Annotated in this window: 11 protein-coding genes and 1 pseudogene; 5 read left to right on the forward strand and 7 right to left on the reverse strand. The window is 69.0% G+C overall.

All coding sequences use genetic code 11. The features are described 5' to 3' along the window. Positions 1 to 3 precede the first annotated feature (3 nt). Both ACIBK4_RS09665 and ACIBK4_RS09670 read right to left on the reverse strand, forming a co-directional pair. A pseudogene (locus tag ACIBK4_RS09665) lies at positions 4 to 3,045 on the reverse strand (type I polyketide synthase); the annotation flags it as partial. 46 nt (positions 3,046 to 3,091) lie between these two features. Then, complete coding sequence (locus ACIBK4_RS09670) at positions 3,092 to 13,702, reverse strand: type I polyketide synthase (RefSeq protein WP_398993775.1); 10,611 nt, start codon at positions 13,700 to 13,702, stop codon at positions 3,092 to 3,094. A gap of 599 nt (positions 13,703 to 14,301) precedes the next feature. On the opposite strand from ACIBK4_RS09670, the gene ACIBK4_RS09675 reads away from it, so the two are divergent. Genes ACIBK4_RS09675 through ACIBK4_RS09690 form a run of 4 tightly spaced genes read left to right on the forward strand, consistent with a single transcriptional unit; the run spans position 14,302 to position 19,087 of the window. Continuing rightward, positions 14,302 to 15,381, forward strand: a complete 1,080-nt coding sequence (locus ACIBK4_RS09675) for a polyprenyl synthetase family protein (protein ID WP_398993777.1) — start codon at positions 14,302 to 14,304, stop codon at positions 15,379 to 15,381. Then, on the forward strand, positions 15,378 to 16,292 hold the full coding sequence (locus tag ACIBK4_RS09680) for a hypothetical protein (RefSeq protein ID WP_398993779.1): 915 nt from the start codon (positions 15,378 to 15,380) through the stop codon (positions 16,290 to 16,292). Before ACIBK4_RS09675 ends, ACIBK4_RS09680 begins: the two co-directional genes overlap by 4 nt. Before the next feature lie 13 nt (positions 16,293 to 16,305). Then, positions 16,306 to 17,676 carry a cytochrome P450 gene (locus ACIBK4_RS09685; protein WP_398993781.1) on the forward strand — a complete coding sequence of 457 codons (1,371 nt, stop codon included), beginning with the start codon at positions 16,306 to 16,308 and terminating at the stop codon, positions 17,674 to 17,676. 46 nt (positions 17,677 to 17,722) lie between these two features. Continuing rightward, the gene (locus ACIBK4_RS09690; protein WP_398993783.1) at positions 17,723 to 19,087 is read left to right on the forward strand and encodes a cytochrome P450; all 1,365 of its coding nucleotides are present in this window, start codon (positions 17,723 to 17,725) and stop codon (positions 19,085 to 19,087) included. Positions 19,088 to 19,169: 82 nt separating this feature from the next. On the opposite strand, the gene ACIBK4_RS09695 is transcribed toward ACIBK4_RS09690, so the two are convergent. The 4 genes from ACIBK4_RS09695 to ACIBK4_RS09710 all read right to left on the reverse strand — a co-directional run bounded on the left by ACIBK4_RS09695 (position 19,170) and on the right by ACIBK4_RS09710 (position 23,363). Next, positions 19,170 to 20,804 carry a cytochrome bc complex cytochrome b subunit gene (locus tag ACIBK4_RS09695; protein ID WP_398993785.1) on the reverse strand — a complete coding sequence of 545 codons (1,635 nt, stop codon included), beginning with the start codon at positions 20,802 to 20,804 and terminating at the stop codon, positions 19,170 to 19,172. Further along, positions 20,801 to 21,856, reverse strand: coding sequence for a Rieske 2Fe-2S domain-containing protein (locus ACIBK4_RS09700; protein ID WP_398993787.1), 1,056 nt, complete (start codon positions 21,854 to 21,856; stop codon positions 20,801 to 20,803). The genes ACIBK4_RS09695 and ACIBK4_RS09700 overlap by 4 nt, the downstream gene beginning before the upstream one ends. Continuing rightward, positions 21,853 to 22,662: a c-type cytochrome gene (locus ACIBK4_RS09705; protein ID WP_328683831.1), complete on the reverse strand. Its 810-nt coding sequence runs from the start codon at positions 22,660 to 22,662 to the stop codon at positions 21,853 to 21,855. The genes ACIBK4_RS09700 and ACIBK4_RS09705 overlap by 4 nt, the downstream gene beginning before the upstream one ends. A gap of 80 nt (positions 22,663 to 22,742) precedes the next feature. Then, positions 22,743 to 23,363 carry a heme-copper oxidase subunit III gene (locus tag ACIBK4_RS09710; RefSeq protein ID WP_019067823.1) on the reverse strand — a complete coding sequence of 207 codons (621 nt, stop codon included), beginning with the start codon at positions 23,361 to 23,363 and terminating at the stop codon, positions 22,743 to 22,745. A gap of 193 nt (positions 23,364 to 23,556) precedes the next feature. On the opposite strand from ACIBK4_RS09710, the gene ACIBK4_RS09715 reads away from it, so the two are divergent. Then, positions 23,557 to 23,958 (forward strand): hypothetical protein, encoded by a 402-nt coding sequence (locus ACIBK4_RS09715; RefSeq protein ID WP_366435798.1) that lies wholly within the window; start codon positions 23,557 to 23,559, stop codon positions 23,956 to 23,958. 83 nt (positions 23,959 to 24,041) lie between these two features. Here ACIBK4_RS09715 and ACIBK4_RS09720 read toward each other — a convergent pair whose 3' ends face one another. Next, the gene (locus ACIBK4_RS09720) at positions 24,042 to 25,313 is read right to left on the reverse strand and encodes an Ig-like domain-containing protein (RefSeq protein ID WP_398993790.1); all 1,272 of its coding nucleotides are present in this window, start codon (positions 25,311 to 25,313) and stop codon (positions 24,042 to 24,044) included. Positions 25,314 to 25,354 lie beyond the last annotated feature (41 nt).

Here is a 25,354-nt window from a genome sequence, read left to right on the forward strand (position 1 = left end):
CTGAAGGTCTACGGCGGACCCGTCGTCCGGCAGCACCAGCGGGGCCCGGAGCACGAACTCGTCGAGCCGTTCCGCACCGGCGTACTGGCCCGCCCGGAGCGCCAGTTCGACCAGGGCCGCGCCCGGCACCAGGGTCCGGCCCAGCACCACGTGGTCGGCGAGCCACGGGTGCGAGCCGGTGGACAGCCTGCCGGTGAAGAGGAACCCGCCGTCCTCGGCGACGCTCGCTCCGGCCGCGAGGAGCGGGTGCCGGAGGGCGGAGAGACCGGCGCTCCCGAGATCACCGAAGGTGTCGGCCGCAGCCAGCCAGTAGTGCTTGCGTTGGAAGGCGTAGGTGGGGAGGTCTACGGGGGTGGTGATGGGGAGGAGCGAGCTCCAGTCGGGGGTGACGCCGTGCGTCCAGAGCTGGGCCAGGGCGGTCAGGAAGCGTTGCCGGCCGCCCTCGTCGCGGCGGAGGGTGCCGATGGCGGTGGCTTCGTCGCCGGTCTCCTCGATCGCGGTGGTCAGGACAGGGTGGGCGCTGACCTCCAGGAAAAGGGAGTTGCCCTCGTCGATCAGGGTCTGGACGGTGTCGTGGAAGCGGACCGGTTCGCGAAGGTTGCGGTACCAGTACTCCGCGTCCAGGGACTCGCCCTCGATGAGACCGGCGGTGACCGTCGAGTACATGGGTATGGCGGTGGCTCGCGGGGTGAACTGGCCTGCCGCTTCGATGAGTTGAGCGTGGATCCGCTCTACGTGCGGGGTGTGGGAGGCGTAGTCCACCGCGATCGTGCGGGTACGGATGCCTTCCGCTTCGGCATCGGTGGCCAGTTGGGCCAGGGCCGCTTGCGCGCCCGCGACCACTGTCGACTCGGGGCCGTTGACCGTCGCGATCCACAACTCGCCGCGATCCACGAGGAGTTCAGCCACCCGCCCGGCAGACGCGGCAACCGACAACATCCCGCCCTGACCGGCGAGTTCACGGGCGATGACACGGCTGCGCAACGCCACCAGACGCGCACCGTCCTCCAGGGTCAACGCACCCGCCACACATGCGGCCGCGATCTCCCCCTGCGAATGACCGACGACAGCAGCAGGCTCGACGCCGGACGAACGCCACACCTCCGCGAGGGAAACCATCACCGCCCACAGAGCGGGCTGCACGACATCGACCCGGTCGAGCGCACCACCCCGCAGCACATCCAACAAGTCCCAGTCCGTGTGCGGAGCAAGCGCGTCGGCACACCTCCCCACCGACTCGGCGAACACCGGTGAACTGTCGAGGAGTTCGGCGGCCATACCCACCCACTGCGAACCCTGCCCCGGGAACACGAACACCACACCGGTGTCGGTATCACCGGAGGCCGTTCCGCTGACCACGTGGGCAGCGGGCTCACCGGCGGCGATCGCCTCCAGCCCGGCCAAGAACTCCTCCCGGTCCTCGGCCACCACCACCGCACGATGCTCCAAAGCCGCCCGACGCGACGCCAACGACCACGCCACAGCAGCCGAGTTGTCGTCCCGCGCCGCAGCGAACTCCCGCAGCCGTGCCGCCTGCGCCCGCAACCCCGCCACCGACCGCCCCGACACCACCCACGGCACCACATCACCGGACGAACCCTCGACCGAAGACGCAGAAGACGCCGAAGACGCCGAAGACGCCGCTTCCACAATCACGTGCGCGTTCGTCCCGCTCACCCCGAACGACGACACCGCCGCCCGCCGCACCCGATCCGTCACCGGCCACGGCGTCTGCTCGGTCACCAGCCGTACCGCGCCGGAGGCCCAATCAACGTGCGGCGAAGGCTCGTCGGCGTGCAGGGTGCGGGGGACGACGCCGTGGCGCATCGCCATGACCATCTTGATCACACCGGCCACACCCGCCGCCGCCTGCGTATGACCGATGTTCGACTTCAACGACCCCAACAACAAAGGCCGTTCAGCGGGACGACCCTGACCGTACGTCGCCAGCAACGCGCCCGCCTCGATCGGATCCCCGAGCGACGTCCCCGTACCGTGCGCCTCCACCACGTCCACCTCGGAAGCCGCGACCCCCGCACCCGCCAGCGCCTGCCGGATCACCCGCTCCTGCGCCGGACCACTCGGCGCCGTCAGACCGTTCGACGCACCGTCCTGGTTGACGGCGGAGCCCCGGACGACCGCGAGGACCTGGTGGCCGTTGCGGAGGGCGTCGGACAGCCGCTCCACCAGCAGCAGGCCCACGCCCTCGGCGGCGCCCATGCCGTCAGCGTCGGCGGAGAACGCCTTGCAGCGGCCGTCGCGGGAGAGTCCGCCCTGGCGGCTGAACTCGGTGAAGAGGTCCGGGGTGGACATCACCGCGACACCGCCGACCACGCCCAGGGTGCAGTCGCCCTGCCGCAGCGACTGCATCGCCAGGTGCAGCGCGACCAGCGACGACGAACACGCCGTATCCACCGTGACCGCCGGGCCGGTCAGGCCGTAGGTGTAGGCGATGCGCCCCGACGCGACGCTTCCGGCGACGCCGGTCAGGGCATGTCCCTCGACCTCCTCCGGGATCGCGGGCAGCCTGCTGCCGTAGTCGTGGAAGCTGGCGCCGATGAAGACACCGGTCCGGGTGGCCCGCAGGGACTCCGGCTCGATGCCCGCGCGTTCGAAGAGCTCCCAGGAGGTCTCCAGGAGCAGCCGCTGCTGCGGGTCCATCGCCAGCGCCTCGCGCGGTGAGATCCCGAAGAAGCCGGCGTCGAACTCGCCCGCGTCGTGCAGGAATCCGCCCTCGGCGGTGTACGAGGTACCCGGCCGGCCGCCGTCCGGGTCGACGAGCGAGGCGAGGTCCCAGCCGCGGTCCGTCGGGAGGGCGGAGATGCCCTCCCCGCCTGCCGCCACCAGCTCCCACAGGGCCTCGGGCGAGGAGACACCGCCGGGGTAACGGCAGCTCATCCCGACGATCGCCACCGGCTCGTCGGTCCCCGACTCCACTTCGCGCAACCGGGTGCGGGTCTCCTGGAGTTCCGCGGTGACCCGCGTCAGGAAGTGGCGGAGCTTCTTGACGTCGTCCATTACATGCTCCATGCGGTGTGTAAGCAGTGCGGGTACGGGCGGGGAGAGCTGGGGAACTCGTGACGAGGGCCGTTCAGGAGATCCCGAATTCCTTCTCGATGAAGGCGAAGAGCTCGTCGTCGGTCGCGGCTTCCAGGCGCTCGGCGCCCGGCTCGGGTTCCGCTGCGAGGGGCTCCTCCTCGAAGAGCTCCTCCTCGGAGGGCTCCTCCTCGAAGAGCCGCGCGGCGAGATGGTCGACGAGTTCGGTCACCGACGGGTGATCGAAGATCACGGTGACCGGCAGCCGGATCCCGGTGACGCCGGTGAGCCGGTTGCGCAGTTCCACGGCGGTGACCGAGTCGAGGCCGAGTTCCTTGAGCGGGCGCCTGGTGCTCACGGCACCGGCGGAGCCGTGTCCGAGAACGGCGGCCACCTGATGGCGTACGGCGTCGAGGAGTGCCCGCCGGTCGGCGACCTTCCGCTCAGGGGCCGCGTCCTTGGCGAGCGCCCGCCGGGCCTCGGGAATCCCGTCGAGGAGACGGCTCGGTCGTACGGCGGTGCAGGCGTGGGCGAACCGTTCCCAGTCGATGTCGGCCACGACGGCGGTGGCCTCACCGTGCGCGAGTTCCGCTTCCAGGGCGAGGACCGCCGACTCCGGCTCCAGCAGCGGCAGACCGTGCCGTTCGCGCAGCTCGGCCACCGCGTCGTCGTCGGCCATGCCGCCCCGCGCCCAAGGTCCCCAGGCCACGGAGGTCGCGGGCAGCCCGCGGGCGTGGCGGTGGCGGGCGAGCGCGTCCAAGTAGGCGTTCGCCGGTGCGTAGTTGCCCTGCCCGGCCATACCGACGCTGCCGGCCACGGAGGAGAACAGGACGAACGCGGACAGCTCCCGGCCGAGGGTGAGTTCGTGCAGGTGCCACGCGGCCCCGGCCTTGACCCGCAGCACGGCGTCCATCCGTTCCGGGGTCAGTGCCTCGACGGCCGCGTCGTCCAGCACGGCGGCCGTGTGGAACACCGAGGTCAACGGGTACTCGTCCGGGATCGACGCCAGCAGTTCGCGCAGCGCGTCCCCGTCCGCGACATCGCACGCGGCCACCGTCACCCGGGTCCCCGTCCGGACCAGTTCGGCCACCAGATCCGCCGTGCCCGGCGCGGTGTCCCCCCGCCGGCTGACGAGCAGCAGGTGCTCGGCGCCCCGCTCGGCCAGCCTGCGGGCGACATGGCCGCCGAGCGCTCCGGTGCCGCCGGTGATCAGGGCTGTACCGGCGCCCGGCCGCCAGCCGTCGGTCTCCGGCAGGTCGCTCGGACGCGCTCGCACGAGCCGCCGCCCGAACGTCCCGGTGCCGCGCACCGCGACCTGGTCCTCGTGGTCGTCCGCGGCCAGTACCGCACACAGCCGGTCCATGCTCCGCCGGTCCGGTGTCTCCGGCAGATCGATCAACCCGCCCCACTGAGCCGGGAGTTCCTGTGCCGCGACCCGCCCCAGCCCCCAGACCTGGGCCTGCTCCGGACGCCGCAGCGGATCGTGCGCGCCGACGGACACCGCCCCCTGCGTGACGCACCACAGGGGCGCGTCGGACTTCGCCATCGCCTGGATCAGCGGCAGCGTCCGGCCGACTCCGCCGCTGTCGTCAGCGGCCAGCAGCGAGACCACACCGGCCACCGCCGGATACGCGCCCAGGAGATCGCCCCAACACCCCGGTTCATCGGGCGCCACCACCGTCTCCGCCACGGCTCCTCGCCCGCGCAGCGCTTCGACCATCGCCCGATGCGTCTCACCGTCCACCTGGGCCGACGCGACGGCCACGATCCAGGTGCCGGACAGTGCGGTGGACGTGCTGTCGTCGGCCAGGGGCACCCAACTCTCCCCGTAGCGCCGGGAACCCGGGGTCGCCCCGGTGTTCCGCCGTCGATGCCATGCCGACAGCGCGGGCAGTACGCGGGCCAACTCGCCCTGGGTGTCGGGCAGTCCGAGGATCCGCGCCAGTTCCTTCGGGTCCTGGCGTTCCACGACGGCCCAGAAGTCGGCGTGCGGGTCGGACGTCGTCGTACCCCTGCCCTGTGTCAGCCAGTAGTGCTCGTGCTGGAAGGCGTAGGTGGGGAGGTCGACGGGCGTGGTGGCGGGGAGGAGCGAACTCCAGTCAGGGGTGACGCCGTGCGTCCACAACTGGGCCAGGGCGGTCAGGAACTGACGACTGCCGCCTTGGTCGCGGCGGAGGGTGCCGATGGCGGTGACTGCGTCGCCGGTCTCCTCGATCGCGGTGGTCAGGACAGGGTGCGCACTGACCTCCAGGAAAAGGGAGTTGCCCTCGTCGATCAGGGTCCGGACCGTGTCGTGGAAACGGACCTGCTCGCGGAGATTGCGGTACCAGTACTCCGCATTCATGGACTCGCCCTCGATGGGGCCCGCGGTGACCGTCGAGTACATCGGGATCTCAGTCGGGCGTGGGGTGATCGGGCCCGCTGCCTCCATGAGTTGGGTACGGATCTGCTCGACGTGCGGGGTGTGGGAGGCGTAGTCCACCGCGATCATGCGGGTACGGATGCCTACCGCTTCCGCATCGGCTGCCAGTTGAGCCAGCGCGGCTTGCCCGCCCGCGACCACCGTGGAATCAGGGCCGTTGACCGTCGCGACCCACAACTCGCCCCGATCCACCAGGAGTTCAGCCACCCGCCCGGCAGACGCGGCAACCGACAACATCCCACCCTGACCGGCAAGTTCACAAGCAATCACCTGACTGCGCAACGCCACCAAACGCGCACCATCATCCAGAGAGAGCGCACCCGCCACACACGCAGCCGCAATCTCCCCCTGCGAATGACCAACAACAGCAGCAGGCTCAACACCGGACGAACGCCACACTTCAGCGAGCGAGACCATCACCGCCCACAAAGCAGGCTGCACCACATCAACCCGATCCAGCGCACCACCCCGCAACACATCGATCAGATCCCAGTCGATGTACGACGCGAGCGCCCGAGCACACTTCCCCACCGACTCCGCGAACACCCGTGAACTGTCCAGGAGTTCAGCAGCCATACCCACCCACTGCGAACCCTGACCCGGGAACACGAACACCACACCGGAATCCCGCCCAGCCGTGCCACTCACAACATGGGCAGCAGGCTCACCGACGGCGATCGCCTCCAACCCGGCCAAGAACTCCTCCCGGCCCTCGGCCACCACCACCGCACGATGCTCCAACGCCGCCCGACGCGACGCCAACGACCACGCCACAGCAGCCGAGTTGCTCTCACGAGTCGCGGCGAACTCCCTGAGCCTCACCGCCTGCGCCCGCAATCCCGCCACCGACCGCCCCGACACCACCCACGGCACCACACCCGACACCGCATCACCGGACGAACCCTCGACCGAAGCCGCAGAAGACGCCGAAGCCGCCGCTTCCACAATCACGTGCGCGTTCGTCCCGCTCACCCCGAACGACGACACCGCCGCCCGCCGCACCCGATCCGTCACCGGCCACGGCGTCTGCTCGGTCACCAACTCCACCGCGCCCGCCGACCAGTCGACCTTCGGCGACGGCTCGTCCACATGCAGGGTCGCCGGTACGACTCCGTGCCGTAGGGCCATGACCGTCTTGATCACGCCGGCGATACCGGACACGGCCTGTGTATGACCGATGTTCGACTTCAACGACCCCAACAACAAAGGCCGTTCAGCGGGACGGCCCTGACCGTAGGTCGCCAGGAGCGCCCCCGCCTCGATCGGATCCCCCAACGAGGTCCCCGTACCGTGTGCCTCCACCACGTCCACCTCGGAGGCCGCCACGCCGGCGTTCGCCAGGGCCTGCCGGATGACGTTCTCCTGGGACGGGCCGTTGGGCGCGGTCAGGCCGTTGGAGGCGCCGTCCTGGTTCAGTGCGGAACCCCGGACTACTGCGAGGACCTGGTGGCCGTTGCGCCGGGCGTCGGACAGCCGCTCCACCAGGAGGACACCGACACCCTCGGCCCAGGCGGTGCCGTCCGCCGCGGCGGCGAAGGGCTTGCAGAGGCCGTCAGGGGAGAGTCCGCGCTGATGGCTGAACTCCGTGAAGATCCCAGGTGTGGTCATGACACTGACCCCGCCGACGAGCGCCATGCCGCACTCGCCGCCGCGCAGCGACTGCACCGCCAGATGCAGCGCGACCAGCGACGACGAACACGCCGTGTCCACCGTGACGGCCGGACCGGTCAGCCCGAGGGTGTAGGCGATCCGGCCGGACGCCACGCTGCCCGCGGCCCCGGTGAAGAGATAGCCCTCGGTGCCCTGGGTGTCGGTCACGCCGCTGCCGTAGGCCTGCGGGACGAAGCCGACGAAGACGCCCGTGCGGCTGCCCCGCAGTGAGAACGGATCGATGCCCGCGCGTTCCAAAGTCTCCCAGGAGGTCTCCATCAGTAGCCGTTGCTGCGGGTCCATCGCCAGCGCCTCACGCGGCGACAACCCGAAGAAGCCGGCGTCGAACTCCCCCGCGTCGTGCAGGAATCCGCCCTGGTGGACATAGCAACTGCCCGGTCGTGTGGTGTCGGGGTGGTGGAGGGCGTCGAGGTCCCAGCCGCGGTCCACCGGGAAGCCGGAGTTCACCGCCGCGCCCTCCCCGTCCGACAGCAGCAGGTCCCAGAGGTCCTCCGGCGACCGGACACCTCCCGGAAAGCGGCAGCCGACGGCCACGATCGCGATCGGCTCCTGCGCGGAGACGGACTCGGCGGAGACGGGCTCGGCGGCATGTCCCCGGCCCAGCGTCCGGTCCAGCAGATACTCGGCCAGCGCCAGCGGGGTCGGGTGGTCGAACACGACGGCCGGCGCGAGTGTCAGGCCCGTCGCCGCGACCAGCCGGTTGCGCAGCTCGACGCCGGTCAGCGAGTCGAACCCGAGTTCCCGGAAAGCCCGCCGCACGTCCACCTCACGAGCCGACGACCAGCCCAGCACCGCCGCCGCGTGCCGGCACACCTCGTCCAGTACGACGCTCTTCCGCCGAGCCTCGCTCGTCGCCTCCGCCACCCGCCGCGGAAACCCTTCGGGCACCTCCGCCACTGGGGCCGACGGCAACTCGACGCGGACCTCGGTCGAGGAACCGGAGGGGGTCGAGGAGGCTGAGGAAGTGGAGGGGGCCAGCCAGTAGCGGTCGCGTTGGAAGGCATAGGTGGGGAGGTCTACGGGGGTGGTGGCGGGGAGGAGCGAGCTCCAGTCGGGCGTGACGCCGTGGACCCAGAGCTGGGCCAGGGCGGTCAGGAAGCGTTGCCGGCCACCCTCGTCGCGGCGGAGGGTACCGGTCGCGGTGACTGCGTCGCCGGTCTCCTCGATCGCGGTGGTCAGGACCGGGTGCGCACTGACCTCAAGGAAAAGAGAGTTGCCCTCGGCGATCAGGGTCCGGACCGTGTCGTGGAAACGGACCTGCTCGCGGAGATTGCGGTACCAGTACTCCGCATTCATGGACTCGCCCTCGATGGGGCCCGCGGTGACCGTCGAGTACATCGGGATCTCAGTCGGGCGTGGGGTGATCGGGCCCGCTGCCTCCATGAGTTGAGTGCGGATCTGCTCGACGTGCGGGGTGTGAGAGGCGTAGTCCACCGCGATCATGCGAGTACGGATGCCTTCCGCTTCGGCATCGGTGGCCAGTTGGGCCAGGGCCGCTTCCGCGCCCGCGACCACTGTCGACTCGGGGCCGTTGACTGTCGCGATCCACAACTCGCCGCGATCCACGAGGAGTTCAGCCACCCGCCCGGCAGACGCGGCAACCGACAACATCCCGCCCTGACCGGCGAGTTCACGAGCGATGACACGGCTGCGCAACGCCACCAGACGCGCACCGTCCTCCAGGGTCAACGCACCCGCCACACATGCGGCCGCGATCTCACCCTGCGAATGACCGATGACAGCTGTGGGCTCGACGCCGGACGAACGCCACACCTCCGCGAGGGAAACCATCACCGCCCACAGAGCGGGCTGCACGACATCGACCCGGTCGAGCGCACCACCCCGCAGCACATCCAACAAGTCCCAGTCCGTGTGCGGAGCAAGCGCGTCGGCACACCTCCCCACCGACTCGGCGAACACCGGTGAACTGTCGAGGAGTTCGGCGGCCATACCCACCCACTGCGAACCCTGACCCGGGAACACGAACACCACACCGGAATCCGACCCAGCCGCACCACCCACAACATGGGCAGCGGGCTCACCGACGGCAATCGCGTCCAACCCGGCGAGGAACCCCTCCCGATCCCCCGCCACCACCACCGCACGATGCTCCAACGCATCTCGACGCGTCGCCAACGACCACGCCACAGCAGCCGAGTCGTCGTCCCGCGCCGCAGCGAACTCCCGCAGCCGTGCTGCCTGGGCCCGCAGCCCCGCCGCCGACCGCCCCGACACCACCCACGGCACCACACCGCCGGCAGGAACAGCCTCGTCGACGGAGGCGTCATCCGAGGACGCGGGAGACACCGCTTCCACGATCACGTGCGCGTTGGTCCCGCTGATCCCGAAGGACGACACCGCGGCCCGCCGCACCCGATCCGTCTCGGGCCAAGCGGTCCGCTCGGTCACCAACTCCGCCGCGCCCGCCGACCAGTCGACCTGTGGCGATGGCTCGTCCACATGCAGGGTCGCCGGTACGACGCCGTGGCGCATCGCCATGACCATCTTGATCACACCGGCCACACCCGCCGCCGCCTGCGTATGACCGATGTTCGACTTCAACGACCCCAACAACAAAGGCCGTTCAGCAGGACGACCCTGACCGTACGTCGCCAGCAATGCCTGCGCCTCGATCGGATCCCCGAGTGACGTTCCCGTGCCGTGCGCCTCCACCACGTCCACCTCGTCGGCCGCGATCCCCGCACCCGCCAACGCCTGCCGGATCAGCCGCTGTTGGGAGATACCGCTGGGGGCGGTGAGGCCGTTGGACGCGCCGTCCTGGTTGACGGCGGAACCCCGGATCACCGCCAGCACCTGATGCCCGTTGCGCCGGGCGTCGGACAGCCGCTCAAGGAGCAGCAGGCCAGCACCCTCGGCCATGCCCGTGCCGTCGGCCGCAGCGGCGAAGGCCTTGCAGCGACCGTCGCGGGAGAGCCCGCCCTGGCGGCTGAACTCGGTGAAGATTCCAGGGGTGTTGAGGACCGTCACGCCTCCGGCGAGAGCGAGCGAGGACTCCCCCCTGCGCAGCGACTGCACCGCCAGATGCAGCGCGACCAACGACGACGAACACGCCGTATCCAGAGTGATGGCCGGACCCGTGAGGCCGAGCAGGTAGGCGATACGGCCGGAGGCGACGCTGGTGGTCTTCCCGGTGAGGAGGTACCCGTCGAGCATCTCCGGCGCTTCGTGCAGCCGCGGTCCGTACTCCTGGTCCATGGTGCCGACGAAGACCCCGGTCGGGCTGTCGCGCAGCGAGACCGGCGGGATACCGGCCCGTTCCAGAAGTTCCCAGGAGATCTCCAGGAGCAGCCGCTGCTGCGGGTCCATCGCCAGTACCTCGCGCGGCGACAGACCGAAGAACCGGGCGTCGAACTCCGCCACTTGGTCGAGGAAGCCGCCGCCCCGGGCGACGCTGGCGCCGGGGGCGTCGGTGGCGCGCAGCCGCTCCAGATCCCAGCCGCGGTCCTCGGGGAACGCGGTGATCGCGTCCTCCCCGGCGACGAGCAGCCGCCACAGGTCCTCCGGGGAGTGGACCCCGCCGGGAAGCCGGCAGCTCATCGCGACGACGGCGATGGGTTCGTCGTCCGGCCCCGGCCCGGTGCGCGCGGCGGGCTCGGCGGGAGCCGTCTCGGCGATGAGGTGTTCCGCGAGCCCCGCCGGTGTGGGGTGGTCGAACAGCGTGGCGGTGGTCAGTCTGGTGCCCAGTTCGGTGTTGATGCGGTTGCGCAGGTCACCGAGCATGATCGAGTCGAACCCGAGGTCCTTGAACGTCCGCCGGGGGTCGATGTCGTCGGCCGCCTCGTGTCCGAGTACGGCGGCCGCCTGCGCGCGGACCCGGCGCGCCACGTCAGCAACTGGACCGGGCGCGGCCGTCGTCGGTCGTACGGGGGCCGGCAGGACGTCGGTCAAGACCTCCGCCGAGTCCTCGGTCACCGCGTTCGTGTCGAACCAGTGCGGGCGGCGCTGAAAGGCGTAGGTGGGCAGGTCGGTCCGCCGTGCACCGGTGCCGTCGAAGGCCCTGGACCAGTCGATGTCGGCACCGTGCGCCCATAGTTGAGCCAACGCGAGCTGAAGCTGTCGGCTGCCGCCGTGGTCGCGGCGGAGGGTGCCGGTCGCGGTGACCTCGTCGCCGGTCTCCTCGATCGCGGTGGTCAGGACCGGGTGCGCACTGACCTCAAGGAAAAGAGAGTTGCCCTCGGCGATCAGGGTCCGGACCGTGTCGTGGAAACGGACCTGCTCGCGGAGATTGCGGTACCAGTACTCCGCGTCCAGGGCCTCGCCCTCGATGAGACCGGCGGTGACCGTCGAGTACATCGGGATGTCACTCGGGCGGGGCACGATCGGAGCCGCTGCCTCCAACAGCCGTTCGCGGATCTGCTCGACGTGCGGGGTGTGAGAGGCGTAGTCCACCGCGATCATGCGAGTACGGATGCCCACGGCTTCCGCATCGGCTGCCAGTTGGGCCAGGGCGGCTTGCGCGCCCGCGACCACTGTCGACTCGGGTCCGTTGACCGTCGCGACCCACAACTCGTCACGGCCCACGAGGAGTTCAGCCAACCGCCCGGCAGACGCGGCAACCGACAACATCCCACCCTGACCAGCGAGTTCACGAGCGATCACCTGACTGCGCAACGCCACCAAACGCGCACCATCATCCAGAGAGAGCACACCCGCCACACACGCAGCCGCGATCTCCCCCTGCGAATGACCAACAACAGCAGCAGGCTCAACACCGGACGAACGCCACACTTCAGCGAGCGAGACCATCACCGCCCACAGAGCGGGCTGCACCACATCAACCCGATCCAGCGCACCACCCCGCAACACATCGATCAGATCCCAGTCGATGTACGGCGCGAGCGCCCGAGCACACTTCCCCACCGACTCCGCGAACACCGGTGAACTGTCCAGGAGTTCGGCGGCCATACCGACCCACTGCGAACCCTGACCCGGGAACACGAACACCACACCGGAATCCGACCCAGCCGTGCCACTCACAACATGGGCAGCAGGCTCACCGACGGCAATCGCGTCCAACCCGGCCAGGAACCCATCCCGATCCCCCGCCACCACCACCGCACGATGCTCCAACGCCGCCCGATGCCGGGCCAGGGACCAGCCGATGTCGGTGTGGGAGGCGTCGCCGGTGGTGACGAAGTCACGCAGTCGCGCGGCCTGTGCCCGGAGGCCCTCCGGGGAACGGCCGGAGACGACCCAGGGCAGTACGCCGGGTGTAGGGGCCGTGGTGGCGGGGGTGTCCTCCCGCGTCGGCGGCTCGGCCACGATGACATGCGCGTTCGTGCCGCCCACCCCGAAGGCCGACACTCCCGCGACCAACGGTGCGTCGGGGCGCGGCCAGTCGGAGAGTTCGGTCTGTACCCGCAGGTTCCATGTGTCCAGCGGGATGGCCGGGTTGGCGGTGCGGAAGTTCAGGCTGGGCGGTAGCCGACGGGCCTTCAGGGAGAGCAGGACCTTGATCAGCCCGGTGATGCCGGCCGCGCCCTCCAGGTGTCCGACGTTGGTTTTGGCGGAGCCGACCCGCAGTGGCGGGTGTCCGGGCGGTGCGGAGCCGGCCGCCTCTGCCAGGGCCGCCGCCTCGACGGGGTCGCCGACGGGCGTACCGGTGCCGTGCAGTTCGACGTACTGCACGTCTGTGGGGCCGATGCCCGCGGCGGCGCGGGCGCGGCGTACGACGTCCGTCTGCGCGGCCCGGTTCGGGGTGGTCAGGGTGTCGCCGCCGCCGTCGTTGTTCACCGCGCTGCCGCGCAGGACGCCGTGGACGCGGTCGCCGTCGGCGAGGGCGCGGTCCAGTGGCTTGAGGAGGACGAGGCCGCCGCCCTCGCCCCGGACGAAGCCGTTGGCGCGGGAGTCGAAGGTGAAGCACCGGCCGTCCGGGGAGAGTCCGCCGAAGCGGGCCGCGCTCAGGGTGCCGTCGAAGGCGAGGTTGAGATGGACGCCACCGGCGACGGCGGTCTCGCACTCGCCGGCGCGCAGGCTCTGGCAGGCCGTGTGCACGGCGACGAGGGAGGAGGACTGGCCCGAGTCGATCACCAGGCTGGGGCCGTCGGCGCCCAGCAGATAGGAGAGCCGGTTGGCGATCATGCCCCGGTTGAGGCCGGTGAGTGTGTGGTGGGTGACGGCCTGGCCGCCGTGCCTCCGCACGAGGGTGGCGTAGTCGTCGCTGATGGCGCCGACGAAGACTCCGGTGCGCTGTCCGGAGATGCGGGAGGGCGGAAGGCCCGCGTCCTCCAGTGCCTCCCAGCCGAGTTCGAGCATCAGTCGCTGCTGGGGATCCATGGCCGCGGCCTCACGGGGTGAGATCCCGAAGAACCCGGCGTCGAACAGGTCCGGCCGGTCGAGAAAGGCGCCGCGGTCGAGAGTGGGGTCGGGCTCGATGCCCGAGGGACGTGTCCAACGGTCCGGCGGCACCGGAGTGACCGCGTCCGTGCCGTCGGCGAGCGCCCGCCAGAACTCCCGCGGGCCGCTCGCCCCCGGTAAGCGGCAGGCGATGCCGATCACCGCGATCGGACTGTGCGGGACATGGACACGCGACGAATCAACGACTCCGGACAATTAGGCACCTTCCCCCGACGCCTTGTGCTCACCGCCCGACTCCCAGCAAGAAGAGAAGCCGGATTCACCTGTGAAGAAAGCCAGGCGCGCTCGGCACCGACTCGATATGTGCACACACCGGTGGTGTGCTGCACACATAAGACCAACATAAAGCGATCCGGACTCACAACGGAGTTCACAGCGGGTGCCCAGAAAGGTTGATCAACTCGTTCGAACGTACCCCAGCGCCCGGCGAGGCGCAAGCATGTTCAAGGGTCACCGACCCTGGGTATGGACCGTCGGTATGGGCGGTCCCGTGTGAGCCCTCTCACCGTCCCGACCTCGGAAGGGCTCCCTTCCGAATCCGGCGAACGTGTGCCTAGACTGGCCGGGCTTCACACAAGGTCGGCCGTTCGAACGGGGGAAATCCGAGTGGCCGACGGAGGCTTCCCCCGGGCCCATGACCGCGCATTTCGCGTGGTTTTGCCAAGAGTCAGCGCCAGACGACAGTCAATAAGCGGAACCTCTGGGACGCATGCTTCGCTCACCTCTTTCAGCGCGGCAATCCCCACGAATACACGCCATGACAAGACTTCGCCGGACGAGGGGAAAACAGCCCTATGACAGCGCCCTTAGCAAGTCTGGACGTCCTGGAGCCGGAAGCAATTCGCCGGTCGGTGGACGACGCACTCGCGGACTTTCTGACGGAGAAGGACCGTGCCGCGACCCAGCCCCATCTGCCCTATCTCTCCGGACTGGTCCGGGACTTCCTGTCGGGCGGAAAACGCATCCGTCCACTGCTCTGCGTGACCGGCTGGCAGGCCGTCGGTGGTGTCGAGAACGCCGGACCCGTGTTCCGGGTGGCCGCCTGCCTTGAGATGTTCCACGCGTTCGCGCTCATTCACGACGACGTCATGGACCTGAGCGACACCCGTCGCGGCCGCCCCACGGTGCACCGCACCCTCGCCGCCCAGCACGCCTCGTGCCGGAGTCCGGACGAGGTGGAGTGGTTCGGCATGAGTGCCGCGGTCCTGCTCGGCGATCTGGCGCTGACCTGGTCCGACGAGCTTCTGCACTGGGCCGGGCTGGAGCCGACCCAACTCGCCGCGGTCCTGCCGCTGGTGTCCCAGATGCGCACCGAGCTGATGCTGGGCCAGTACCTCGACCTGCATGCCACCGGGGGCCTGACCGACGACGTCGAGGCCACGCTGAACGTCTACCGCTACAAGACGGCCAAGTACACCATCGAGCGCCCGCTGCACGTCGGCGCCGCCATCGCGGGTGCGGGCCCCGAGGCCATGGCCGCCTTCACCGCGTACGCGCTCCCGCTGGGCGAGGCCTTCCAGCTGCGCGACGACCTGCTCGGCGTGTACGGCGACCCGCTGGTCACCGGCAAGTCCCGGCTCGACGACCTGCGGGCCGGCAAGAACACCACGCTGACCGCGCTCGCCCTGCGCGCCGCGGACAAGAAGCAGGACGCGACACTGCGCCGGCTTCTCGGTGATCCGCTGCTGGACGAGGAGGGAGCGGGTGTCGTCCGCGGGATCTTCGAGGCGGTCCACGCCCGGGAGACCGTCGAGCGCATGATCGACGACCGCCAACAGCAGGCACTGGGCGCGCTCGACGACGCGCCGTTCACCGCGGACGCCGTCGGCGCCCTGAAGCGAATCGCCCGTATGGCCACTGCGAGGAACTCATGACCACTGAAATCTCCGCCCCCGAGACCGCCCTCCCCGGCATGATGCGCCACTGGGAGGAGAGCACCAGGCGGTTCGCCGAGGCGTTCGACGAGCACATCGGGTACCTCCCGCAGATGGTGCCGATGACGGACGCCGAGCTGCGGGAAGTCATCGACGCGTGCAATACGGCGGTGGCGCCTTTCGGGAAATCGGTGTCCGACGAACGCTGGATCTCCTACATGGATGTCGTCAGGTGGTCGCAGTGCGCCCGTCACATCCGGGACATGGAGGCATTCAAGGCGGTCTGCATCCTGAATTGCGTCACCTTCGTGTGGGACGACATGGATCCCGCCCTGCACGACTTCGACGTCTTCCTCCCCGAGCTGCGCAAGATATGCGCGAAGTATTACAGCGAGGAAGACGCACGATTCGCCTACGAAGGTGCCCGCGCCTTTGTCACCAGTGATCACATGTTCCGCGATTCTCCCATCAAGGAAGTTCTCTGCAATACCTCCCCGGAACAGTACTTCCGATTCCGGGTGACGGATGTGGGCGTCGATTTCTGGATGAAGATGTCGTATCCGATCTACCGCCACCCGGAATTCACGGAACACGCCAAAACCGGATTGGCCGCACGAATGACGACCCGGGGTCTGGCGATTGTCAACGATTTCTACTCGTACGACCGCGAGATCACCCTGGGTCAGATCACCAACTGTTTCCGGCTGTGCGACATCTCGAACCAGGACGCGTTCGAGGAGTTCTTCCAGCACCGTCTGGACGACATGGTCGAGGACATGGAGTGCATCAAGTCCTTCGACGAGATCACGCGGGACGTCTTCCTTGACCTCATCCACGGAAACTTCGTCTGGACCACGAGCAACAAACGGTACAAAGCGGCCGTGAACAACGTCAACTCACGTATTCAGTAGGGAAGCGGAGAACGTGAACCCGGCCGAAGTCGCCGAAAAACCCGCCCGTTCCTGGTCGTTCGGCACCGCCCCGGGAGCGGTGCCGCTGCTGGGGCATGTGCTCACGCTCTGGCGCCGCCCGCTGGAGTTCCTGGCCTCACTGCCCGCCCACGGTGACGTGGTCGAGGTCAGACTCGGGACCGGCCGGGCGTATCTCGCCTGCCACCCCGACCTCGTCCACCACATCCTGGTGAACCCGCGGATCTTCGACAAGGGCGGTCTCTTCGACAAGGCCCGGCAGCTGCTGGGCAACAGCCTGTCGGTGTCCCGCGGGGACGAACACCGGTACCAGCGGCGGGTCATCCAGCCGGCGTTCCACTCCACGAAGATCGCCGACTACACGGCCGCCGTGGGCGACGACACCCGTACCGCGATCGCCTCCTGGGAGGCCGGACGGACCCAGGACATCGGCGAGGCCATGCACGCCCTCCTGATGCGGGTGGCCGCCCGGACGCTGTTCTCCACCGGCGCCGACGACAGGACCGTGGAGGAGGCCCGGCACTGTCTGCGGATCGTCTCGCAGGGCATCTACAAGCGCACCATCTCCCCGCTCGACATCCTGGAGAAGCTCCCCACCCCCGGCAACCGGCGCTACGACCACGCCAACCGCCGGCTGCGGGAGATCGTCGAGTCGATGATCAGCGAACGCCGCCGGTCCGCGGCGGACCACGGCGATCTGCTCTCCACCCTGCTGCGGGCCGAACACCCGGACACCGGACAGCGGTTGACCGACGAGGAGATCCTCGACCAGGTCGTCACCTTCCTCGTGGCGGGCAGCGAGACCACCGCCTCGACCCTCGCGTTCGTCTTCCACCTGCTGGGGACGCACCCCGAGGCCGAGCGCCGGGTGCACGCCGAGATCGACGCCGCCGTCGGCGACCGTTCACCCGTCTTCGACGATCTGCCGAGGCTGGAGTACACCCGCGCGGTCATCACCGAGGCGCTGCGCCTGTATCCGCCGTCCTGGATGTCGATGCGGGTGGCGGCGGTCGACACCGACCTCGGCGGCCACCCCGTCCCGGCGGGCGCGCTGGTGCTCTACAGCGCCCAGGCACTGCACCACAATCCCGAACTGTTCCCCGATCCCGAGGAGTTCGACCCCGAGCGCTGGCTGGGCGACCGCGCCAAGGAAGTGCCGCGCGGGGCGCTGCTGCCGTTCGGCGCGGGCAGTCACAAGTGCATCGGGGATGTCCTCGCCCTCACCGAGACCGCCCTCATCGTGGCCACGATCGCGAGCCGTTGGCACCTGCGCCCGGTCCCCGGGACCACGCTGCGGCCGGAGCCGAAGGCCACCCTGGAGGCCGGCCCGCTGCCGATGATCTGCGAACCGCGCCGGCACCCGTGAGACGAGGGGACGGAACGCGACAACGGAAAAAGGGGATGACCGACTGATGAGTACGAGGACGCGCCGCCCGCCCGCCACCCACAACTGGCGCTTCGCCACCGCGCCCGGCGGCCTGCCGCTGATCGGCCACGCGGTCCGGATGGGCCGCAGACCACTGGAGTTCCTGACCTCACTGCCCGCCCACGGCGACCTGGTCGAACTCCGGCTGGGCTCGAACCGCGCCTATCTGCCCTGCCATCCGGACCTGGTCCACGAGGTGCTGCTCAACGCGCGCGTCTACGACACCGGCGGCCCGGTGAAGGACAAGGCGCGGCCCATCCTGGGCAACGGCCTGATCACCTCGGACTGGACGGACCACCGCCGGCAGCGGCGGATGGTGCAGCCCGCCTTCCATCCCGCCCGGCTGCCCACCTACGCCGAGGTGATGCGGGACGAGTGCGCCGCGGAATCCCGGGCCTGGCAGGCGGGCCGGCCCTTCGACGTCGGCAACGCGATGCAGGCGCTGACCGCCCGGGTCACGGCCCGCGCCCTGTTCTCCACCGACATCGCGGACCGGGCCGTCGCCGAGATCCAGCGCTCGCTGCCGGTCATCGTGCACGGCGCCTACCGGCAGGCGATGGACCCCACCGGGCTCCTCGCCAAACTGCCCATCGCGGCCAACCGGCGATTCGACGAGGCGCTGACCCGGCTGCGGCGGCTGATCCACCGGATCGTCGAGGACTACCGCACGGCGTCCACCGACCGCGGCGACCTGCTGTCGGCCCTCCTGACCGCTGAGGACCCGGAGACCGGCGCACGCCTCGACGACCAGGAGATCCACGACCAGGTCATGACCCTGCTGCTGGCCGGCATCGAGACCACGGCCAGCGCCCTCGCCTGGAGCTTCCACCTCCTGGGCCGGAACCCGGCGGCGGAGACGGCCCTGCACGCCGAGCTCGACGAGGTCCTGGACGGCCGGACACCCGCCTACGCCGACATCCCCCGACTCGACTACACCCAGCGGGTGTTCACCGAGAGCCTCCGTCTCTACCCGCCCGCCTGGCTGTTCACCAGGACCACCGTCGAGACCACCGAACTCGCCGGCCGGGAACTGCCGCCCGCCTCCGACATCCTGATCAGCCCCTACGTCCTGCACCACACCCCGGCACTGTTCACGGACCCCGAGTCCTTCGACCCCGACCGGTGGCTGCCCGAGCGGGCCAAGGACGTGACCCGCGGCAGCTATCTGCCGTTCGGCGCCGGGAGCCGCAAGTGCATCGGGGACGTGTTCGGCATGACGGAGGCGACCCTGGCCGTGGCCGCCATCGCCTCCCGCTGGCGGCTGCGCCCCGTACCGGACGCGACGATCCGCCCGCGCCCGCACATGAGCCTCAGCTCGGGCCCGCTCCTCATGGTCCCCGAACCGCGCTGACGGCACTGCCCGGCAACGGCGAAGGGCCCCGTCCGGTGTTCGGACGGGGCCCTTCGACTGTGGCGTGGCGACGCCTCAGCGATCAGTGGTGGCCGTGGCCGCTCGTGATCTCCTTGTACTCCTCGACGGTGGGCTTGGGGATCTGGGACTCCTCGCCGTAGTACGCCTCGCTCAGCTTGGCGCGCAGCTTCTCGGAGCCCTTCACCTTGCGCTCGACACCGTTCTCGTCGACCGTCGCGCCGATCGCGGCCGGCACGTACTGCTCGTGCGCGGTGAGCGTGTGCAGCGCGTCCTGGCTGAGCGGCTCGTGGATCTCGACGAACTCACCGTGCGGCAGGCGCTTGATGATGCCCGACTCGCGGCCGTGCAGCACCTTGTCCTTGTCGCGGCGCTGGAGGCCGAGGCAGACCCGCTTGGTGGCGATGAAGACCAGCACCGGCACCACGAAGAAGCCGACGCGCACGAACCACGTGATCGAGTTGATCGACAGGTGGAAGTGCGTGGCCCAGATGTCGTTGCCGCCACCGATCAGCATCACGAAGTACGCCGACAGCCAGGCCATGCCGAACCCGGTACGGGTCGGGGTGTTGCGCGGCCGGTCCAGGATGTGGTGCTCGCGCTTGTCGCCGGTGACCCAGGACTCGATGAACGGGTAGACGGCGATGGCCACCAGGACCAGCGGGAAGACCACGATCGGGATGAACACGCCCAGGACGAGCGTGTGACCCCACAGGTTGACCTCCCAGCCCGGCATCACACGCACCAGGCCCTCGGCGAAGCCCATGTACCAGTCCGGCTGGGCGCCCGTGGACACCATGTCGGGCCGATAGGGGCCCATCGCCCAGATCGGGTTGATCGAGGCGATCGCCGCGATGGCCGCGATGACACCGAAGACCAGGAAGAAGAAGCCTCCGGCCTTGGCCATGTAGACCGGCAGCAGCGGCATGCCGACGACGTTCTTGTTCGTCTTGCCGGGACCCGCGAACTGCGTGTGCTTGTGGTAGAAGACCAGGATCAGGTGCGCCACCATCAGGCCCAGCATGATGCCCGGCAGCAGCAGGATGTGGACGGCGTAGAACCGCGCCACGAAGTCACCGCCCGGGAACTCCCCGCCGAAGACGAAGAACGAGATGTACGTGCCGACGATCGGGATCGACAGCAGCACACCCTCGATGAACCGCACGCCGGTGCCCGACAGCAGGTCGTCGGGGAGCGAGTAGCCGGTGAAGCCGGTGAACAGCGACAGGACCAGCAGCAGCCAGCCGAACAGCCAGTTGACCTCGCGCGGCTTGCGGAACGCGCCCGTGAAGAACACGCGCATCATGTGGACCATCATCGCGGCGACGAAGATCAGCGCCGCCCAGTGGTGGATCTGCCGGATCAGCAGACCACCGCGCACATCGAAGGAGATGTGCATGGTCGAGTTGAAGGCCTCCGACATCATCTGCCCCTGGAGCGGGACATAGCTGCCGTGGTACTGCACCTCGTTCATCGACGGGTGGAAGAACAGCGTCAGATACACACCCGTGAGGATGATGATGATGAAGCTGTACATGCACACTTCGCCCAGCATGAACGACCAGTGGTCGGGGAAGATCTTGCGCATGTTGGTCTTGGCCAGGGAGTAGATCCCGAGCCGCCCGTCGGCCCAGTCGGCGATCTTCTCGCCGGCCGGTGCTTTGTCGCGACGCTCGTTGTTGCTCTCGTTGGTGCTCATCCGCGCTCCCAGAATGCAGGACCGACGGGCTCATCGAAGTCGCCGAGCGCCTCGAGGTAGCCCTCGTCGCTCACGCCGATACGCAGCTGCGGCAGGGCGTGACCGGCCGGGCCGAAGATCACTCGGGCACCGTCGGAGAGGTCGAAGGTGGACTGGTGGCACGGGCACAGCACGTGGTGCGTCTGCTGCTCGTACAGGGAGATCGGGCACCCGACGTGGGTGCAGATCTTCGAGAAGGCGACGATGCCCTCGTGCGCCCACTCCAGCTCGCGCTTGTCCTTGATGTTGTCCGGCTGCAGCCGGACGATCATCAGGGCCGCCTTGGCGATCTCCGTCTGGAAGTCCTCGTCGGTCTCCTCCAGGCCCTCGGGCTTGGCGAAGGTGAGCGAGCCGACGGCCACGTCCGAGGGACGCAGCGGCAGGTTCGTGTTCATGTTGACGAGGAGCTTGCCCTTGGACCACAGGGTGTGGCGGAGCTTCGTCCCCGGCAGCGGGCCCAGGTCGCGCAGCAGCACGACACCGGAGAGCGGGAACAGGGCCAGCGCGCCGAACATCGTGTTGCGGATCAGCTTGCGACGGCCGAGCGCCGACTCCTTGGCACCCTCCTTGAAGTCGGCCAGAACCTTGGCCTTGACCTCGGGGGGCGCCTCGATCGCGTGCCGCTCGTCGGCGATCTCCACGTCGGACATCAGGGTGCGGGCCCAGTGGACCGCGCCCGCGCCGATGGTGAAGAGCGCCGTACCGAGGGTCAGGCCCAGCGCGAAGTTCAGCGCGCTGATGTGACCGATCGGGAAGACGAAGATCGACTTGTCGGACGGGATCGCCACGTACGAGGCGATGAAGCCGACGGTGGCGAGCATCGACAGCGTGAACAGGAAGGCGACGACGCGCTCGGACCGCTTGGCGGCCCGCTCGTCGATGTCCTGGACACGGTGCTCGTGCGGCGGCAGTCCCGGGTCGGCGAACGGGTCGTTCTCGTCCGCGACCGACACCGCGCCGTGCGCGTCCTGCTCAGCGGGCAGGTTCTCTTCTGGAATGTCTTGGCTACTCATGACTTCTTGGCCTTTGCGGTCCGAGCGGCGACCCAGACGGCTACCGCGATCAGCGCGCCCAGACCGAAGATCCAGGCGAAGAGACCCTCACTGACCGGACCGAGACCGCCCAGCTCAAGACCGCCGGGGCTCTCGGTGTTGTCGCCGTTGACCGCGTTGAGGTACGCGATGATGTCCTTCTTGTTCTTCGACGACAGCGTGGTGTCGGGGAAGGAAGGCATGTTCTGCGGGCCGGTCTGCATGGCCTCGTAGATGTGCTTCGGAGCGACACCTTCGAGACTCGGCGCGAACTTGCCGTGCGTCAGCGCGCCGCCCTTGCCGGTGAAGTTGTGGCACTGGGCGCAGTTGGTGCGGAACAGCTCGCCACCCTTGGCGATGTCCGAACCGGCGGGCCCGTACTCGTTCTTCGTCGGGATGACCGGACCGGCGCCCAGCGAGGCGATGTACGCCGCGAGCTGGTCGATCTCGGCCTGGGAGTAGATGACCTTCTTGGCCGGGATCTGAGCACCCGGCTGCTGCGCCGGCATCCGGCCGGTGCCGACCTGGAAGTCGACCGCCGCGGCGCCGACACCCACCAGGCTCGGACCGTCGGAACTGCCCTGACCGCCGGTGCCGTGGCAGCTGGCGCAGCCGACGGCGAACAGCTTCTTGCCCTCGTCGATGGCGAGGGACTGGGCGGACTCGTCGGCCTGCGCCTTGCCCGCGGGGGCGAGGAAGCTGAACACCCCCCCGGATACCGCCAGCGCGAGGAGTAGTACGACGACCGCCGCCAGCGGATGGCGTCGTCGTGTGGAGAGCTTTTTCACGGATTACCCCGGTGTCAGGATCTTCTGCGTCGATGCTTCTGGAATGTGCGCTTCTTGGCTGCGCGCGGGATCGGGCCCGACTACTTGATCAAGTAGATCGTGGCGAAGAGGCCGATCCAGACGACATCGACGAAGTGCCAGTAGTAGGACACGACGATGGCCGCGGTCGCCTGTTCGTGAGTGAACCTCTTCGCCGCGTAGGTACGTCCGAGGACGAACAGGAAGGCGATGAGGCCGCCCGTCACGTGCATGCCGTGGAACCCGGTGGTCAGGTAGAACACCGAGCCGTACGGGTCGGAGGACAGCGAGAGGCCGTCCTTCTTCACCAGCTCCGTGTACTCGAAGATCTGACCGCCGATGAAGATCGCACCCATCACGAACGTGATGATGAACCAGCCCCGGAGCTTCTTCACGTCCCCGCGCTCGGCGGCGAAGACGCCGAGCTGGCAGGTGAGGGAGGAGAGCACCAGGATCGTGGTGTTGGTCGCGGAGAACGGAAGGTTGAGATGGCTCGCCATCTCCTTCCAGTGATCCGGACCGGTCACCGATCGCAGGGTGAAGTACATCGCGAAGAGGGCCGCGAAGAACATCAGCTCGGAACTCAGCCAGATGATGGTTCCGACGCTGGTGAGGTTCGGCCGGTTGACCGACGGGTGCGCGTGCCCGGTTTCTACTGTCGTTGCTGTCGCCACGACCGACATTATGTCGGTCGCTTATCCCGCCCTCACTCCGGGGGGTGCCGTTCGGAGTGTCCGCAGCGTGTGTACTGCCCGTATGGCCCATCGCAGGGGTGTTCCAACAGGTGTTGACGGGGTGTTCGGAGGAGTAGCATCCGGCGCACCGGTACCTAGGGTTCCCGATCAACACGGTGCTTCTCAGATGCGTGGAGGAACAATGCAGCCGACTGCCACGGTGCTCGTCTACAGCGACGACTCCAACACCCGCGAGCAGGTACGGCTTGCCTCCGGCAGGCGGCCGGCGTCCGACGTGCCGTTGGTCGAGTTCCTTGAGTGCGCCACGCCTGCGGCGGTTCTGAAGGAGCTGGACCGGGGTGGGATCGATGTCTGTGTGTTCGACGGGGAGTCCTCGCCCATGGGGGGCATGGGGTTGTGCCGTCAGGTGAAGGACGAGGTCTTCAACTGCCCGCCGGTGCTGGTGCTGATCGGGCGGCCTCAGGACGCCTGGCTGGCTACGTGGAGCCGTGCCGAGGCCGCGGTGACCCTTCCGGTGGATCCCGTTGAGTTCGCGGCCTCTCTTGCCTCTCTGTTGCGTCAGAAGCGGGCGTTGAGCGCCTAGTAGCTCGGGGCGGCCCGCAGTTTCGCGGCTGCGGGCCGGTTGTGGTTGCCCGCGCAGTTCCCCGCGCCCCTTTGGGGCGCTTCTCACACGGACTCAGGACGGAGCCGTGCCGCGTCCTCAGGCCTGGGACCGTCCGGGGTTCCGCCTACCAGGGCGCTGCCCGCTCGCCAGGTTTTCCAGGTGAGGTTCCAGTCGCCGAAGCCGTTGCCGAAGGGTTCCATCTCGTCTCCGTTCGAGTTGACGACCTTCACCACGTCGCCCTCGTGGACGGTGTCGAAGAACCACTCGGCGTTGCTGGTGCTCATGCCGGTGCAGCCGTGGCTGACGTTCTCGGAGCCCTGGGAGCCCACCGACCAGGGGGCAGCGTGGACGTACTCGCCGCTCCAGGTGACGCGGGTTGCGTAGTAGACGGGGAGGTCGTACGAGTCCGAGGAGCCCTCGGAGATGCCGACGGTGGTTCCGCGCATCCGTACGAAGTACTCCTTGCCCAGTACGACCTTGACGCCGTTTCGGGTCTCGAAGCCGGGCTTGCCGGTGGTGACCGGGATCTCGTTGATCTCGTCGTCGTTCTTGTAGACCGTCATCTCGTGGGACGAGGCGTCCGTCACGGCGACGATCTTGTCGCCCGTGGTGAGCTTGAGGCCCTTCGAGGCGCCGCCCCACAGACGGTCGCTGATCTTCACGCCGTCGAGGTTGCTGTGGACCTGGATGGTGGCGTGGGCGGGCCAGTACTCCTTGGGGCGGTAGTGGAGTTCCTTGTCGTCGACCCAGTGCCAGGCGCCCTCGACGGCGGGCACGGAGTCCACCCTGAGGGCGCGTTCCACCAGGGCCCGCTGCGCCTTGTCCTTGACGGGCGTGTTCAGTTCGGCGGTGACCGGCTGGCCGACGCCGTACTTGCCCGCGTCGGGACCGAACTTCACGGTCAGGCTCTTCTTGGCGGTCGGCTTGCTGGTGTCGAAGGTGAGGACCTTGCGGCCGGGGGCGCCGTCCTCGTCCTCCGTGCTCACGCTGACCGTGTAGTGGGCGCTGGCGGCCAGCGGGGAGGTGCTGTGCCAGCGAGTGCCGTCGGCGGCGAGTTCGCCCGTGACGTAGCGTCCCGTGGCGTCCACGGCGGTGACGTCCGTGATGCGCCCGTCGTCACCGGAGGCGGTGACCACCAGGGGCTTGTCGGGGTCGACCTTCTTGCCCTTGCCGTTGCCTGACGGGCCGTTGAAGGAGATCTGCCCCGCCGCGTCGTACGGCTTGGCCGACAGCGGGTTGCCGCCGTCGGACCCGCAGGCGGTGACGCCCGCGCCGAGGGAGATCACCAGCAGGGTGCAGCTGACGACGGTGCGGGTGCGCGGAGAGTGGCTCATGAAAACGAGGCTATGAAGCTTCGTCAGCCCCGGCGCGGTGA

It is taken from the genome of Streptomyces sp. NPDC050528 (genome assembly GCF_044457795.1).
GTDB lineage: Bacteria > Actinomycetota > Actinomycetes > Streptomycetales > Streptomycetaceae > Streptomyces.

What these genes read in the sequence shown, in the direction of transcription:
- ACIBK4_RS09695 (WP_398993785.1), bottom strand. Translation starts at nt 20,804, where the DNA reads ATGAGCACCAACGAGAGCAACAACGAGCGTCGCGACAAAGCACCGGCC.
- ACIBK4_RS09710 (WP_019067823.1), bottom strand. Translation starts at nt 23,363, where the DNA reads ATGTCGGTCGTGGCGACAGCAACGACAGTAGAAACCGGGCACGCGCAC.
- ACIBK4_RS09700 (WP_398993787.1), bottom strand. Translation starts at nt 21,856, where the DNA reads ATGAGTAGCCAAGACATTCCAGAAGAGAACCTGCCCGCTGAGCAGGAC.
- ACIBK4_RS09715 (WP_366435798.1), top strand. Translation starts at nt 23,557, where the DNA reads ATGCAGCCGACTGCCACGGTGCTCGTCTACAGCGACGACTCCAACACC.
- ACIBK4_RS09720 (WP_398993790.1), bottom strand. Translation starts at nt 25,313, where the DNA reads ATGAGCCACTCTCCGCGCACCCGCACCGTCGTCAGCTGCACCCTGCTG.
- ACIBK4_RS09680 (WP_398993779.1), top strand. Translation starts at nt 15,378, where the DNA reads ATGACCACTGAAATCTCCGCCCCCGAGACCGCCCTCCCCGGCATGATG.
- ACIBK4_RS09690 (WP_398993783.1), top strand. Translation starts at nt 17,723, where the DNA reads ATGAGTACGAGGACGCGCCGCCCGCCCGCCACCCACAACTGGCGCTTC.
- ACIBK4_RS09675 (WP_398993777.1), top strand. Translation starts at nt 14,302, where the DNA reads ATGACAGCGCCCTTAGCAAGTCTGGACGTCCTGGAGCCGGAAGCAATT.